The 14,521-nt window shown below is 58.0% G+C and carries 16 protein-coding genes; 14 read left to right on the forward strand and 2 right to left on the reverse strand.

The window, feature by feature from the left end:
* Positions 1-93 precede the first annotated feature (93 nt).
* The 8 genes from ACNSOI_RS07405 to flhB are packed head-to-tail and all read left to right on the forward strand — an operon-like array spanning position 94 to position 5,552.
* Complete coding sequence (locus tag ACNSOI_RS07405) at positions 94-594, forward strand: flagellar basal body-associated FliL family protein (RefSeq protein WP_106695399.1); 501 nt, start codon at positions 94-96, stop codon at positions 592-594.
* Positions 595-634: 40 nt separating this feature from the next.
* Positions 635-1,633 (forward strand): flagellar motor switch protein FliM, encoded by a 999-nt coding sequence (gene fliM / locus ACNSOI_RS07410; protein WP_106695400.1) that lies wholly within the window; start codon positions 635-637, stop codon positions 1,631-1,633.
* On the forward strand, positions 1,626-2,129 hold the full coding sequence (gene fliN, locus ACNSOI_RS07415) for a flagellar motor switch protein FliN (RefSeq protein WP_106695401.1): 504 nt from the start codon (positions 1,626-1,628) through the stop codon (positions 2,127-2,129). Before fliM ends, fliN begins: the two co-directional genes overlap by 8 nt.
* A gap of 1 nt (position 2,130) precedes the next feature.
* On the forward strand, positions 2,131-2,577 hold the full coding sequence (fliO, locus tag ACNSOI_RS07420; RefSeq protein WP_286254718.1) for a flagellar biosynthetic protein FliO: 447 nt from the start codon (positions 2,131-2,133) through the stop codon (positions 2,575-2,577).
* A gap of 4 nt (positions 2,578-2,581) precedes the next feature.
* On the forward strand, positions 2,582-3,343 hold the full coding sequence (gene fliP, locus ACNSOI_RS07425; protein WP_286254721.1) for a flagellar type III secretion system pore protein FliP: 762 nt from the start codon (positions 2,582-2,584) through the stop codon (positions 3,341-3,343).
* A 10-nt stretch (positions 3,344-3,353) separates the two neighbouring features.
* Entirely contained in the window at positions 3,354-3,623 is a 270-nt protein-coding gene (gene fliQ, locus ACNSOI_RS07430; protein WP_106695404.1) for a flagellar biosynthesis protein FliQ, read from the forward strand.
* 4 nt (positions 3,624-3,627) lie between these two features.
* Entirely contained in the window at positions 3,628-4,413 is a 786-nt protein-coding gene (fliR, locus tag ACNSOI_RS07435; RefSeq protein WP_286254723.1) for a flagellar biosynthetic protein FliR, read from the forward strand.
* A gap of 2 nt (positions 4,414-4,415) precedes the next feature.
* Entirely contained in the window at positions 4,416-5,552 is a 1,137-nt protein-coding gene (gene flhB / locus ACNSOI_RS07440; protein WP_420195481.1) for a flagellar biosynthesis protein FlhB, read from the forward strand.
* 280 nt (positions 5,553-5,832) lie between these two features.
* Here flhB and ACNSOI_RS07445 read toward each other — a convergent pair whose 3' ends face one another.
* Positions 5,833-7,086, reverse strand: coding sequence for a uracil-xanthine permease family protein (locus tag ACNSOI_RS07445; protein ID WP_106695408.1), 1,254 nt, complete (start codon positions 7,084-7,086; stop codon positions 5,833-5,835).
* Between the two features lie 2 nt (positions 7,087-7,088).
* The gene (gene upp, locus ACNSOI_RS07450; protein ID WP_106695409.1) at positions 7,089-7,727 is read right to left on the reverse strand and encodes a uracil phosphoribosyltransferase; all 639 of its coding nucleotides are present in this window, start codon (positions 7,725-7,727) and stop codon (positions 7,089-7,091) included.
* A gap of 225 nt (positions 7,728-7,952) precedes the next feature.
* Here upp and flhA point away from each other — a divergent pair, with 225 nt between their 5' ends.
* The 6 genes from flhA (at position 7,953) to ACNSOI_RS07480 (ending at position 14,509) form a co-directional block, all read left to right on the forward strand.
* On the forward strand, positions 7,953-10,127 hold the full coding sequence (gene flhA, locus ACNSOI_RS07455; RefSeq protein WP_106695410.1) for a flagellar biosynthesis protein FlhA: 2,175 nt from the start codon (positions 7,953-7,955) through the stop codon (positions 10,125-10,127).
* A 57-nt stretch (positions 10,128-10,184) separates the two neighbouring features.
* Positions 10,185-11,501 (forward strand): flagellar biosynthesis protein FlhF, encoded by a 1,317-nt coding sequence (flhF, locus tag ACNSOI_RS07460; RefSeq protein WP_420195482.1) that lies wholly within the window; start codon positions 10,185-10,187, stop codon positions 11,499-11,501.
* Positions 11,502-11,571: 70 nt separating this feature from the next.
* A complete protein-coding gene (locus tag ACNSOI_RS07465; RefSeq protein WP_058090155.1) occupies positions 11,572-12,384 on the forward strand; it encodes a MinD/ParA family protein in 813 nt (270 codons plus the stop codon).
* A 32-nt stretch (positions 12,385-12,416) separates the two neighbouring features.
* Complete coding sequence (locus ACNSOI_RS07470) at positions 12,417-13,160, forward strand: RNA polymerase sigma factor FliA (RefSeq protein WP_420195483.1); 744 nt, start codon at positions 12,417-12,419, stop codon at positions 13,158-13,160.
* 159 nt (positions 13,161-13,319) lie between these two features.
* Positions 13,320-13,703 (forward strand): chemotaxis response regulator CheY, encoded by a 384-nt coding sequence (gene cheY, locus ACNSOI_RS07475; protein WP_011785448.1) that lies wholly within the window; start codon positions 13,320-13,322, stop codon positions 13,701-13,703.
* Positions 13,704-13,723: 20 nt separating this feature from the next.
* Complete coding sequence (locus ACNSOI_RS07480) at positions 13,724-14,509, forward strand: protein phosphatase CheZ (protein ID WP_106696002.1); 786 nt, start codon at positions 13,724-13,726, stop codon at positions 14,507-14,509.
* Positions 14,510-14,521 lie beyond the last annotated feature (12 nt).

Here is a 14,521-nt window from a genome sequence, read left to right on the forward strand (position 1 = left end):
GGGGGGATGGGAGTTCTGGCCCGCCCCTTGCATTAATCATGGAAAGTCAGGTGCAGATTGCCTGACTGACAAAAAACTGACAAAGCGGACATTATGGCTGAGAACACTGCTGCACCGGCACCCGCCAAGAAAGGTAAACTGAAGCTCATCATCATGCTGGTGGTGATCATTGTTCTGGCGGTTGCGCTTTCGGTCGTTGGAACGCTCTGGTTCCTCGGGGGTGGCCTTCCGGGTGGCGGTGAAGGCGAGCGGGCATCAACGTCAGAGCCGGCCTTTGTCGCCAGCAGCTATATTGACCTGGAGCGCCCTCTGGTGACGACAGTTCAGGCCCAGGGTCGCCAGCGCTACGCCCAGGTTCACCTGTCACTTGAAGCGTCGGACCCAGCCGCCCTGGCCGCGGCGGAAACGCACATGCCGTTGATTCGCAGCCAGCTGGTGATGGTTTTGGGGAACAGTGAATTCAGTGAGCTGCAAACGCCGGAAGGGCGGTCAGCTCTCGCAGAGCAGCTGCTGGCGACCGTCAATCAGGTGCTTGAGGAAGAAGGTGAGCCGTCGATCAAGCGTGTGCTATTCAGAAACTTTGTAGTGCAATAGGTACCCGATCGGGTAAACGAATCTCAGGGCAGGGTCAGGTATGCAGGATTTATTGTCACAGGACGAAATTGATGCGCTTCTCCACGGTGTGGATGACGGCGACATTGATACCTATGAAGAGACTGATGAAACCGGCGTAAAGAACTACGACCTGGCCAGTCAGGACCGTATCGTCCGTGGCCGTATGCCCACCCTTGAAATGATCAACGAGCGCTTTGCCCGCTACACCCGCATCAGCCTGTTCAACCTTTTACGCCGGAATGCTGACGTCTCCACCGGTGGCGTGCAGATCATGAAGTTCGGTGAATATATTCACACCCTGTATGTGCCCACCAGTCTCAACCTGTGCAAGGTGCGCCCGCTGCGTGGCACCTCTCTGTTCGTTCTGGACGCCAAGCTGGTGTTCAAGCTGGTGGATAACTTCTTTGGCGGGGAGGGCAGGCACGCCAAGATCGAGGGCCGTGAATTCACGCCCACTGAAACCCGCATTGTCCAGATGGTGCTGAACCAGGTTTTCCACGACATGAAGGAAGCCTGGCATGCCGTCCTGCAGGTGGAGTTCGAGTACCTGAGTTCGGAAGTGAATCCGGCGATGGCCAATATTGTCAGCCCGAGTGAAGTGGTGGTGGTCAGTACCTTCCATATCGAACTGGATGGCGGTGGTGGCGAGCTGCACTTTGCTTTGCCCTATTCCATGATCGAGCCCATTCGGGATGTTCTGGATGCCGGGGTGCAGAGCGATATCGACGATGTTGATGAACGTTGGGTCAACGCCCTGCAGGAAGATATCAAGGAAGTGAACGTTCCGATCAATACAACGGTTTGCCGGCGAAGGATCTCCCTCAGGGATATTGCCAAGATGAAGGCCGGGGATGTGATTCCTGTGGAGGTACCCGAGCATTTGACGGTCACCGCTAACGGAATTCCGATCTACAAGGCCACACTGGGAACCCGTGACGGAAAGCTGGCGCTGAGAATTCATGAGCGGGCGACATTGCCCAAGGTTAAGAAACAACTGAAGGTGGGACGCAATGGCTGAGGACGACAAGAAAGACGACAAGGAGCTCAGCGAAGACGAAAAGCTGGCTGCTGAATGGGAAGCTGCCATGGAGGAAACCGGCGGTTCTGAAGAAAGCGATACCGATGGCCGCGAGGATGAATGGGCGGCCGCCATGGCCGAAGCTGAGGAGACTGAAGAGCCAGGGCAGAGTGTACGTACCGCCCCGATGGAAGAGTTCCCTGATGACGCAGGTATGGGTGGCAGTGGGGATGCTCCGGATATCGACGTAATCCTTGATATTCCGGTGACCATTTCCATGGAAGTGGGCAACACCCAGATTCCAATCCGCAACCTGCTGCAGCTTAACCAGGGCTCCGTGATCGAGCTGGACAGACTGGCGGGTGAGCCGCTGGATGTGCTGGTGAACGGCACCTTGATTGCCCACGGCGAGGTTGTGATGGTGAACGAAAAGTTCGGTATCCGCCTGACCGATGTGATCAGCCCGGGTGAGCGCATCAAACGGTTGCAAAAGTAACATGGTGCGGCTTCTGAACGGCCTGTTGCCTCTTGTTTTTTCTGTTCCAGCATTCGCCGAGGAGGCCAGTGCGCCGGCGCGGGACGCTGGCCGAAACGCGCCGGATACCCTGGGGACCATTGTCAGCCTGGGCCTCGGGTTGCTGGCGGTTGTCGCGGTGATCTACGGCTGTGCCTGGCTGATCCGGCGTATGAACGGCATGACCGGCATGAATAACAACGCGATCAAGGTGGTCTCTGTGCTGGCCATCGGGGCCCGGGAGCGGATTGCCCTGGTAGAGGTGGGTGGCCAACAGATATTGCTGGGTATTACCCCTTCCACCATTCGAACTCTGCAGGTGTTCGACCACCCGGTTGTGGATTCCGCCAACCCTCCCACTGGTGAGTTTGCCCGCCGGTTACAGGGCATGATCGGCAAGTCCTGGTCGGCACCGGAAAGGAAAGACTGACGCTATGACCGTGGCTCTGCTCAAACGCTGTCTGCCATTGCTTGTGCTGTTCCCCGGGTTGTTTTTGGCGCCCGCGGCTTTTGCCGACCTGCCAGGCATTCCGGCCTTTACGGTGCAGCCTGGAGAAAACGGAACCGAGGAATACTCGGTAACCCTGCAAATCCTGGCGCTGATGACAGCGCTGACCTTCCTGCCCGCCATGTTGATGATGATGACATCGTTCACCCGTATCATCGTGGTCTTCGCCATTCTTCGGCAGGCCCTGGGTTTGCAGGCAACGCCATCCAACCAGATTCTGCTGGGTTTGGCACTGTTCCTGAGTATTTTTATCATGAAGCCGGTGCTGGAAGAGGCCAACCGGGTGGGGTTGCAGCCCTACATGCAGGAGGAGGTCACCTCCCTGGAAGCCGTGGAGCTGGCCAGCCAGCCGTTTCGCCGGTTCATGCTGGAGCAGACGCGGGAGTCGGATCTTGCGTTGTTTATGCGCATCGCCGATGTGCAGTATGAAACCCCCGAAGACGTTTCCTTCTGGGTGCTGATGCCGGCATTTGTGACCAGTGAACTCAAGACGGCGTTTCAGATCGGGTTTATTCTGTTCATACCCTTTCTTATCATCGATATGGTGGTGGCGAGTGTTCTGATGGCCATGGGTATGATGATGCTGTCGCCCATCATCATCTCCTTGCCTTTTAAAATCATGCTCTTTGTTCTGGTGGATGGCTGGGCCCTGATTATGGGCACCCTTGCCGCCAGTTACGGGATATAGGAGGCCAACCATGACCCCTGAGACCGTGATCGACATTCTGCGCGAAGCGCTCTGGATGATCGTGTTGCTTGCCGCTGTCATTATCGGGCCGGGTCTGGTGATCGGTCTGGTGGTGAGTACCTTCCAGGCAGCTACCCAGATCAACGAGCAGACCCTGAGCTTTCTACCTCGCCTGTTGGTCACACTGATAGTGATCATTGCGCTCGGCCCGTGGATGCTGACCCTGCTGCTCGATCATGCCAATCGCCTGATATCCAGCATCCCTTTCCTGATCGGCTGACGGGATGGTACCGGCGGAGTTCAGTGCAGACCTGATTGGCCAATGGGTGGGCCAGCACCTGTGGCCGCTGTTCCGGCTGGCCAGTTTCCTGATGGTTATCCCTGTTTTTGGCACCCAGCTGGTGCCCGCACGGGTGCGTCTGGGGCTGGCCCTGCTGATGACGGTCCTCATTGCCCCGTTGATTCCCGAAGTTCCCCAGGTTGAGGCGTTCAGTGCGGATGCCGTTGTGATCACCCTGCAGCAAATCCTGATCGGCGTTGGGCTTGGGTTTGCGCTGACCGCCCTGTGGCAGCTTTTCGTGATTGCCGGCCAGATGATCGCTATGCAGATGGGTCTTGGCTTTGCCTCTATGATGGACCCGGCCAATGGCGTCAACGTGCCAGTGCTGGCGCAAATCTACACCATCACCATCACTCTGCTGTTTCTCGCCATGAACGGCCACCTGGTGGCGTTCGAAGTGTTCATCGAGAGTTTCTACATCATGCCCATTGGCATGGAGGGGCTTGGCCAGGCGGGTGTGTGGGACCTTGCCCACCGGATCAGCTGGATGTTTGTGTCGGCCATTCTGCTGGCGCTGCCGGCCGTCACTGCCGTGTTCATCGTCAACATCTCCTTTGGCGTGATGACCCGCGCCGCCCCGCAGATGAACATTTTTGCCCTGGGTTTCCCCATTGGCCTGATTTTTGGATTGTTTGCTATCTGGGTGCTGCATGCCAATTTTCTGCCGCACTTTGAGCAATACACCCGGGAAACCTTCGATTTCATGCGACAGCTGCAGGGGCAACCATAGCCATGGCTGAAGAGAACGATAACAGCCAGGAGAAAACCGAAGAGCCGACCCCCCGACGACTTGAGAAAGCCAAGGAGGACGGCCAGACTGCCCGTTCAAAAGAGCTGGCCACCATGTCGGTGTTACTGGCTGGTGCTGGCGGCCTTCTGATGTTTGGAGGCAGTCTTGGGGCAACCCTTGAGAGCATCATGCGGGATGCCTTTGTGATTGAGCGCGCCGCGATCTACGACACCCGCCATATGAGTGTTCAACTCATACTTTCTGCCAAGGCAGCTGCATTTGCCTTGTCTCCCATTCTGATCATGCTCTTGGTGGCGGCCATCGCAGGCTCTATTGGCATTGGTGGTTTGTTGTTCAGCGCCAAGGCGATTGCCCCGAAAGGCAGCCGGATGAATCCCATCAAGGGTCTGGGGCGGATGTTCTCGATGCGCTCCCTCATTGAGTTGGTCAAGGCGATTGCCAAGGTGGGGTTGGTGCTTGCGGTGGCCATCCTGATTCTCAATCTGCGCACTGAGGACCTGCTTGCGATCGCTGAGGAGCCCGTTGTCCCGGCCATGGCCCATGTGGTCTGGACTTTGGGCTGGAGCTTCTTTTTCCTGTCCTGTGCCACCATCATCATTGCCATGATTGACGTGCCGTTTCAGATCTACGACCACCAGAAGAAACTGCGCATGACCAAGCAGGAGGTGAAGGACGAGTACAAGGACACCGAGGGTAAACCAGAGGTAAAGGGCAAGATTCGCCAGCTGCAGCGTGAGATGGCCCAGCGCCGGATGATGCAGGATGTGCCGACAGCTGATGTGGTGATTACCAACCCGACCCACTATGCGGTGGCGTTAAAGTACAACCAGGATTCGATGGGAGCGCCGGTGGTGGTGGCCAAGGGGGCGGATGAGATTGCCTTCAAGATTATGGAGATTGCCCGTGAGCACAGGGTGGAGATCCTGCGGACGCCGCCGCTGACCCGGGCGGTGTATCACAATACCGATGTGGGGCAGGAGATTCCCGATGGCTTGTATATGGCCATTGCTCAGGTGTTGGCTTATGTGTTCCAGCTTCGGCAGTTCCGCAAGGGGCGCGGGGCCAAACCGGGTATGCCTGATTTTCCGATACCGCCGGAGATGCGGCGCGATATCTGATATTGGAGTTTGGTTCTTATTGTAGCCTGATCGTTTGGCGCGGCGAGCCGTCGGCATGGCCTCCCAAAAAACGCTACGAGCTCGTCCCTGAGCGCTTCGCTCCGGCCATCCATGGCCTTCGAGATTTTTGGGAGGCCATGCCGACGGCTCGCGACCGAATTGGCCAGTATAGGAATCAGAGGGGTCGTGAATTGTATCGGACAAGGCCAGGATGGAAATCTGACGGCTATTGGTGGAGAGGTCAGGCCGAGCTCAATGTCGACCTGACCACTTTCATCTACTAAGCCTTGGGCTCCTGAATCCGCTTACCCCAGGCTTCTTTCTCGCCTGGCAGGATCAGGTTCAAGGCGATCGCGACAACCGCGCACAGAGCAATACCTTCCAGCGTTCCAATCACCATGTTGCCGATACCGAACACCAGGGTTACGCCAACGATCACCAGGTTACGGGACTGGGACAGGTCTACCTGGTGGCGGATCAGTGTGTTCAGGCCGACCACGGCGATGGAGCCGAACAGCAGGCACAGGATGCCGCCCATAACCGGAACCGGGATGGTCTGCAGGGCTGCGCCGAACTTGCCGACGAAGGCCAGGACGATGGCAGTACCGGCGGCCCACCACATCACTTTCGGGTTGAAGTTTCGGGTCAGCATCACGGCGCCGGTGACTTCTGAGTAAGTGGTGTTGGGCGGTCCACCGAGCATGGAGGCGGCGCTGGTGGCCAGGCCGTCGCCCAGCAGAGTGCGGTGCAAACCGGGTTTTTGCAGGTAGTTTTTGCGGGTGACGTTGCCGATGGCCAGTACGTCACCGATGTGTTCGATGGCCGGGGCAATGGCGACCGGGATCATGAACAGGATGGCGCCCCAGCTGAAGGCCGGGGCGACAAAGTTGGGGACGGCAAACCAGGGGGCTTCCTGGACCGGGGTAATGTCTACAATGCCGGCGAACCAGGACAGGGTGTAGCCAACGATAACGCCAAACATGATTGGGATCAGCCGGAAGATGCCCTTGGCCCAGACCGACATGACGATGGTGACGGCCAGGGAGATCATGGCGATGACGATGGCGGTGTTGTAGGGCACCAGTTCGGCGGCGCCGTCTCCGGTGCGGCCAGAGGCCATATGCACCGCCACAGATGCCAGTCCCAGGCCGATGGTCATAATCACCGGGGCGATGACCACCGGCGGCAGCAGGCGGGTGACAAAGCCCGTGCCCCGTGCCCGCACGGCGCCGGCCAGGATGATGTACAGGATGCCGGCCGCCATCAGGCCCCCAAGAGTTTCTTCCAGCCCGAAGCGGCCCTTGGCGGCGATGATCGGCGCGATGAAGGCAAAGGATGAGGCCAGGAAAATGGGGATCTGGCCGCCGGTGACCACGTGGAAAATCAGGGTGCCGACGCCAGCGGTAAACAGCGCCACGTTGGGGTCCAGCCCGGTGATCAGGGGCATTAATACCAGGGCGCCGAAGGCGACCAGGAGCATCTGGGAGCCGGCTAATGCCTGCTTCCACACGGGTTCATGGGTGTGTTCCTGCATGCTCAGACGTCCTTCTGCTTGGTGCCGAAGATTTTGTCACCGGCATCACCCAGGCCAGGCAGGATGTAGCCTTTCTCGTTCAGGCGCTCATCAACCGAGGCGGTGTAGATGGAAACGTCTGGGTGTTTTTCCAGCACTTTCTCGACGCCTTCCGGCGCGGCCACCAGCACCAGGGCCCGAATTTCGGTGCTGCCGGCTTTCTTGAGCAGGTCGATGGTTGAGATCATGGAGCCACCGGTGGCCAGCATCGGGTCGATAATCAGAGCCATGCGCTGGTCCAGCTCGCCCACCAATTTTTCCAGGTAGGTTTCAGCTTCCAGGGTGTCTTCGTTGCGGATCTGGCCCACTACGCTCACTCGTGCCACCGGGATCAGGCTCAGCACGCCGTCGAGCATGCCCAGGCCAGCGCGCAGAATCGGCACGATGGTGACTTTCTTGCCGTGAATCTGTTCCACGGTCACCGGCCCGGCCCAGCCATCAATGGTTTTTTCCTGCAGGTTGAAGTCTTTGGTCGCCTCGTAGGTCAGAAGTGCGCCAACTTCCTGTGCCAGTTCACGAAAATTCTTGGTGCTGATGTCGGCGCGGCGCATCAGGCCGAGTTTATGGCGGATCAGGGGGTGCTTCACTTCGTGGATCGGCATTGGGGTCACCTGTGTGTTCGAATGTTCGGGCTTGATTTCGGATGCAATAAATGGCGCAAGGATACCGTATCTGGGCGCCCGCGTCAGGCGCTGGTCGTGCGGTAAATATCAAAAACTGTAAGGCCTGGTACGGTTCTTGCGACAACTCTCCCAGATTGGCGCGCCGCGTCAGATTTTCGACCCTGACAGTTCTGAAAAGCACGGCAGAGCGGAGAAGTATCCAGCATGGACAGAGCGTTAGTTCTGAGTAACGTCAAAACCCTGACGCGGGGCAGTATCGGTATTCCACTGATGCTTATGGGCTTGTTGGGCATGATGATCCTGCCCATGCCGGCCTTCCTGCTGGACGTGTTCTTTACCTTCAACATCACCTTGTCCATCGTCATTCTGCTGGTGTGTGTGTACGCGCTTCGGCCGATGGAGTTCGCGTCGTTCCCGACGGTACTGCTGGTTGCCACGCTCCTGCGCCTGGGGTTGAACGTTGCCTCTACCCGGATTGTCCTGCTCAACGGTCACGAAGGTGGTGATGCTGCCGGTAAGGTGATCGAATCGTTCGGTGAGGTTCTGATTGGCGGGAACTATGCGGTTGGTCTGGTGGTGTTTGCCATCCTGATGATCATCAACTTCCTGGTAGTCACCAAGGGTGCCGGCCGGGTGTCGGAAGTCAGTGCCCGTTTTACCCTGGACGCCATGCCCGGCAAACAGATGGCCATTGATGCGGATTTGAACGCGGGCCTGATCAACCAGGACGAGGCCAAAAGCCGCCGTTCGGAGATTGCCCAGGAAGCGGATTTCTATGGATCCATGGATGGTGCGTCCAAGTTTGTAAAGGGCGATGCCATTGCGGGGTTGCTGATTCTTGCGATCAATATCATTGGTGGTATCTCGATCGGCATGCTCCAGCATGGCCTGGACTTTGGCCTGGCGATGCAGCGGTACGCGCTGCTGACCATTGGTGACGGCCTGGTTGCCCAGATTCCATCACTGTTGCTGTCTACTTCCGCTGCCATCATGGTAACGCGGGTAACGGCCAGCCAGGACATGGGCGGGCAGATCATTCATCAGATGTTCAACGCGCCCAAGGCCATCGGTATTGCCGCAGTCATCCTGATTATCCTGGGTCTGATTCCGGGCATGCCCCATGTTGCCTTCCTGGGATTGGGCAGCCTTGCCGCCGGTGCGGCCTGGCTGATCTGGAAAAAGCAAAGCCAGACTGTGGAAGAAGAGGGCGTTTACGCCGGTCGTGGCGGCATGGCTGGTGGAGCGCCCCGTGCCGGTGGCGAGGTGGTTCAGGATCGGTCCGGCGCAGAAGGACAGGCGCTGCCGGCGCCCGGTGAAACCCGGGAGCTGGGCTGGGATGATGTGGCGACCGTTGACATCGTTGGTCTGGAAGTGGGCTACCGGCTGATTCCTCTGGTCGATAAATCCCAGGGCGGGCAGCTGCTCAGTCGCATCAAGGGGGTTCGGAAAAAACTGTCTCAGGATCTGGGTTTCCTGATGCCGTCAGTGCACATTCGGGACAATCTGGACCTGATGCCAAACGTCTACCGCATCACCCTGATGGGTGTGACCATTGCCGAGGCGGAGATTCACCCGGAACGTGAGCTGGCCATTGATCCGGGCCAGGTGTTTGGCAAGGTGGAAGGCATTGCAGGCAAAGATCCGGCCTTTGGCCTGGATGCCATCTGGATTGAGCCAGACAAGAAAGACCAGGCCCAGACCCTGGGCTATACCGTGGTGGATGCCAGCACGGTGGTGGCTACCCACCTTAACCAGATTCTGCAAAAGCACGCCCATGAACTTATCGGCCATGAAGAGGCCCAGAAGTGGCTGGACCAGTTGGAGAAAATGGCTCCGAAACTGGCGGAGGAGCTGGTGCCTACGACGATTTCCGTGAGCGTCCTGCTGCGGGTACTGCAGAACCTGCTCCGGGAAGAAGTGCCGGTCAGGGATATGCGCTCCATTGCCGAGGCCATTGTTAACGTGCACCCCAGAAGCCAGGACCCGAAACTGTTGACCACCCTGGCTCGCCAGGCGCTTCGCCGAATGATCGTTCAGAGCATCTGTGGCAACGATGCCGAGATTCCGGTGATCACTCTGGATCCCGATCTGGAACAGTTATTGCTTAAGTCTGTTCAGCAGAGTCAACAATCCGGCGGACAGGAAGATATTGGCCTGGTGCTTGAGCCCAACATGGTGGAAAAGCTGCAGCGGTCTCTTCAGGACAGTGTTCAGCGCCAGGAAATGCTGGGCAAGCCGGCGATTCTTCTGGTTTCCGGGCCCTTGCGGCCAGTGCTGGCAAAGTTTGCCAGTTATGGGGTAGAGCGTTTGCATGTGCTCTCGTACCAGGAAATTCCGGATAACAAACAGATCACGATAGTCGCCTCTGTTGGCCAGTAAGGCCGGCAGGGCAAGGCGAACACCCGATTCGGGCACGCCGGTGGAGGATGAAGCGTTATGAAAGTACAACGGTTTTTTGCAAAGACCATGGCCGAAGCCCTGAAACAGGTCAGTCATGAGATGGGGCCGGATGCCGTTATTTTGTCCAATCGCCGGGTGGACGGAGGCGTCGAAATTGTGACGGCCCTGGACTATGACGAAAATATGGCACGCCAGCGCCTTGGCGAGAAAGCGGCACAGGCCACCAACGGCTCGCGCCTGGCGGAGCTGCAGGCAGACCAGCATCGTCGGTTGGAAGAAGAGTTGAACCGATCGCGCAGTCGCATTCGCGAAGTGCGGGAGAAGCGGGCGGGTGTCGGCGCGGAATATGATCGTGCACTGGCTGATGACCGGCCGGCTGCCGACTGGTCAGGTGAGTTGGCTGGTGGATCGACCTCGGTGGGCAATGCGGGTGGCCGACCAGAGGCGGGCTACTCGGATGAGTTGGCGAGCATGAGAGCGGAAATCAACTCCCTGAGAGAGATGGTCAGCGGCCGTACCTCGGTACCCGAGAAGCCTGCAGTCGCGGCATCCAATGCGGTTCAGCAGAGGCTTGCAGAGCGGCTGCAGGAATTTGGCCTGGGCGCGGAACTGGCAACCTCTCTGTCCCGTCAGCATCGCGCCGGCAGGTTGGAAGATGGTTGGAAGCAATCCCTGAAGATGCTGGCCACCGGCGTACGTACCGCTCGGGAACACTGGCTTGAGGCCGGCGGCGTCTATGCGCTGGTGGGGCCAACCGGGTCTGGGAAGACCACCACCATTGGCAAGCTGGCAGCCCAATATGTACTGGAGCACGGGCCGGATTCCCTGGCGTTGGTCACCACCGATCGCTACCGGGTGGCAGCCCATGAACAGCTGTTTGTGTTTGGCCGTATCCTCAATGTTCCGGTCCGGGTTGTGGACGAGAGTCATTCCCTGGATGACATTCTGGACGAATTGTCAGACCGGCACCTGGTTCTGATTGATACTGCCGGGCTGACCAGCTCGGATCGCGGTTATCAGGAACAGCTGGCGGAGTTGGCCCGGAGCGATCACAATATCCGTACCCATCTGGTCGTGTCTGCCACCAGCCAGCCGCGCATCATGAAATCCGTGTGGCATTGCTATAAGATGGCTAACCTTGCAGGCTGCGTCATGACCAAGATTGACGAAGCGCTGACACTGGGTGAGTCTTTGGGCTTTGTCATGGAAACCGGCCTGCAAGTGGCATGGTATACCGATGGCCAGAAGATTCCCGAAGACCTGCACCGGGCAGAGGCCATTCCTCTGGTGCGGTTGGGCGTAGAACGCCTGAAAACAATGCAGCACGGCCAGGCCGCTGCAGAAGGGGCCTGAGGCCCGGTGGTACAGCCGGTGCGCTGCCGTTTGTGCCCACACAAGAACGCAGTAAGAGACTGATAACAGTATGAGCAGACCACATCCGGTTCAGGTGATTGCGGTTACCGGCGGCAAGGGCGGTGTCGGCAAGAGTAATGTGTCCGTCAACCTCGGTATCGCGCTGGCCCAGAAAGGCCGGCGGGTGGTGTTGCTGGATGCAGACCTTGGCCTTGCCAATATCGACGTGCTGTTGGGCATTACCGCCAATCGCAATCTGCAGGATGTGCTCAGTGGCGAGTGCGACCTCAAGGACGTTCTGGTCAACGGCCCGGGTGGTATCAAGATTGTCCCCGCATCGTCCGGCACCCAGCGTATGACCCAGTTGAGCCCGATGGAACATGCAGGGCTGATCAACGCCTTCAGCGAGCTGGGTGACCAGATTGATGTGCTGATTGTTGACACAGCAGCCGGTATTTCCGAGTCGGTCGTCAGTTTCCTGCGGGCCTCCCAGGAATTGCTGCTGGTGGTGTGCGATGAGCCTACCTCCATTACCGATGCCTATGCCCTGATCAAACTGATGAATCGCGACTACGGCACCAACCGTTTCCGTATTCTGGCGAATCAGGTGCGAAATGAGCAGGAAGGCCGGCATCTGTATGAAAAACTGACCCGTGTCACCGAGCGTTTCCTTGATGTAGCACTACAATATGTAGGTATCGTGCCTTACGACGAAGCCGTCAAAAAAGCCGTTCAGCGGCAGCGGGCCGTTCTGGATGCCTATCCACGGGCTAAGGCGTCGCTGGCGATCCGTGCCCTGGCAGAGAAAGTGGACAGCTGGCCGCTGCCATCATCGCCAAGAGGGCATCTGGAGTTTTTCGTGGAGCGGCTCGTCGAAGTCTGATCTGAATCCAGTCCTATAAGAAAACCGGATACATGACATTGGCGAAAAACCTGGGAATCTACCATCAGGCTGGCGCAAAAGGCCCCTCTCAGCTGATTGAGGAGCATGCGCCGCTGGTCAAGAAAATCGCCCTTCATCTGATGGCCCGTTTGCCGGCCTCGGTTCAGCTTGAAGATCTCATGCAGGCCGGCATGATTGGCCTGCTGGAGGCTGCGCAACGATACTCAACCGGCAAGGGTGCCACCTTCGAGACATACGCGGGTATTCGAATCAGAGGCGCTATGGTGGATGAAATCCGCAAGGGCGACTGGGTGCCGCGCTCTGTTCATCGCAATGCCCGCCGTATCGCGGCAGCCATCAAAACCGTGGAAGACCGCACCGGGCGCGAGGCCCAGGATGTCGATGTTGCCGAAGAGCTGGGCATTGACCTGTCGGAATATCATGCTTCCCTGGCAGACGCCAACAGTGGCCGACTTTTTAGCCTTGATGAGCTCAATGAATCCGGGGAGCTGCCGATAGAAGAAACAGAGGCCAGCGATAATCCCCTGGATGGCATTTCATCAAATGCATTCCAGAAAAGCCTGGCAGAGGCAATCGAAGAGCTTCCTGAGCGAGAAAAGCTGGTGTTGAGCCTCTACTACCAGGAAGAGCTCAACCTGAAGGAAATCGGCGCGGTGCTGGGCGTCAGCGAGAGCCGGGTCAGCCAGATTCATAGCCAGGCGGCCTTTCGTCTCAGGGGGCGGTTGTCCGATTGGCGGGAAGACGAGCCAGAATAAACCGGGCCGGCGCTGACCGCGCGGCGCGTAACTGTGTAGATTTTGGTAACCGGCGCTTTACAACGCGGCCAAACACCACACAATAAGCGGTTAAAGCAGCGGCCTGCTAGACTTTCAAAAGGCTTAATGAAATCCGGGTGTTACTGACTGGAGGTCCCATTGGACAAAAACATGAAAATTCTCATTGTGGATGACTTTTCCACAATGCGGCGAATCATCAAGAATCTGCTGCGCGATCTTGGCTTCACCAATACGGATGAAGCGGACGATGGCAACACTGCATTGCCCATGCTCAGGAGCGGCAAGTACGACTTCCTGGTGACCGACTGGAACATGCCTGGCATGTCGGGTTTTGATCTGCTCAAGGCGGTGCGGGCAGACGAGAACCTGAAGAACCTGCCGGTGCTGATGGTAACCGCGGAGGCCAAGCGTGACCAGATTGTGGCGGCGGCGCAGGCCGGCGTTAACGGGTACGTCGTCAAACCGTTTACCGCTGCCGTTCTCAAGGAAAAGATTGAGAAGATCTTCGAGCGAATCCAGTAACCAGAGGTCGGATGGCTGTCATGACTGACAAGAACGAGAACCATCAGGGCCTCGACCCGGAGGTAACCGAAAAGCTCCAGCAGCAAAGCTCCGAACTGGCCGAATGCATCAGTTCCGGCGATTACGCCCGTGCGATGTCGGTGATCAACGAGCTTAGTGAAGTTCGCGACCAGAGCCTCTATCGGGAAGTGGGGCGGTTGACCCGGAGCCTGCACGAGGCTATCCGGAATTTTCAGATAGACGCCCGCAGTGCCGAGCAGAAAGAAGCCTTGTCCAAGATGTCCGATGCCTCGGATCGGCTGGCCTACGTTGTCCAGATGACCAGCCAGGCGGCTAATCGCACCATGGACCTGGTCGAAGAAAGCATGCCGGTGGCGCATACCATGCGCGACGAAGCGACCGCCCTGCGAGACGAATGGCAGCGGTTGCGTCGTCGGGAAATGGAGCCGGCAGAATTCCGGGAGCTGTACGGCCGCATTGATCGCTTCTTTGCGGGCCTGGCCACAGATTCCGATACCCTGTACAGCAACCTGTCAGAAATCCTTCTGGCCCAGGACTTCCAGGATCTTACCGGGCAGGTTATCCAGAAAGTAACGGCTCTTGTGAAAGAAGTCGAAGAGAACCTGCTTGGCCTGGTGGTGATGGCCAGCCACGTGGACCAGCTCACCGGCACCGTGCACCAGATTGAAGAAAAAGAAGAATCGGCCGAAAAAGGGGTAGGGCCTCAGATCAAGGCTGAGGAGCGTGATGATGTAGTTTCGGGGCAGGACGACGTTGATGACCTGTTATCCAGTCTCGGTTTCTGAACGATTATAGAG

The sequence above is a fragment of the Marinobacter sp. GH_1 genome (assembly GCF_048595985.1).
GTDB classification, from domain to species: Bacteria; Pseudomonadota; Gammaproteobacteria; order Pseudomonadales; family Oleiphilaceae; genus Marinobacter; species Marinobacter shengliensis.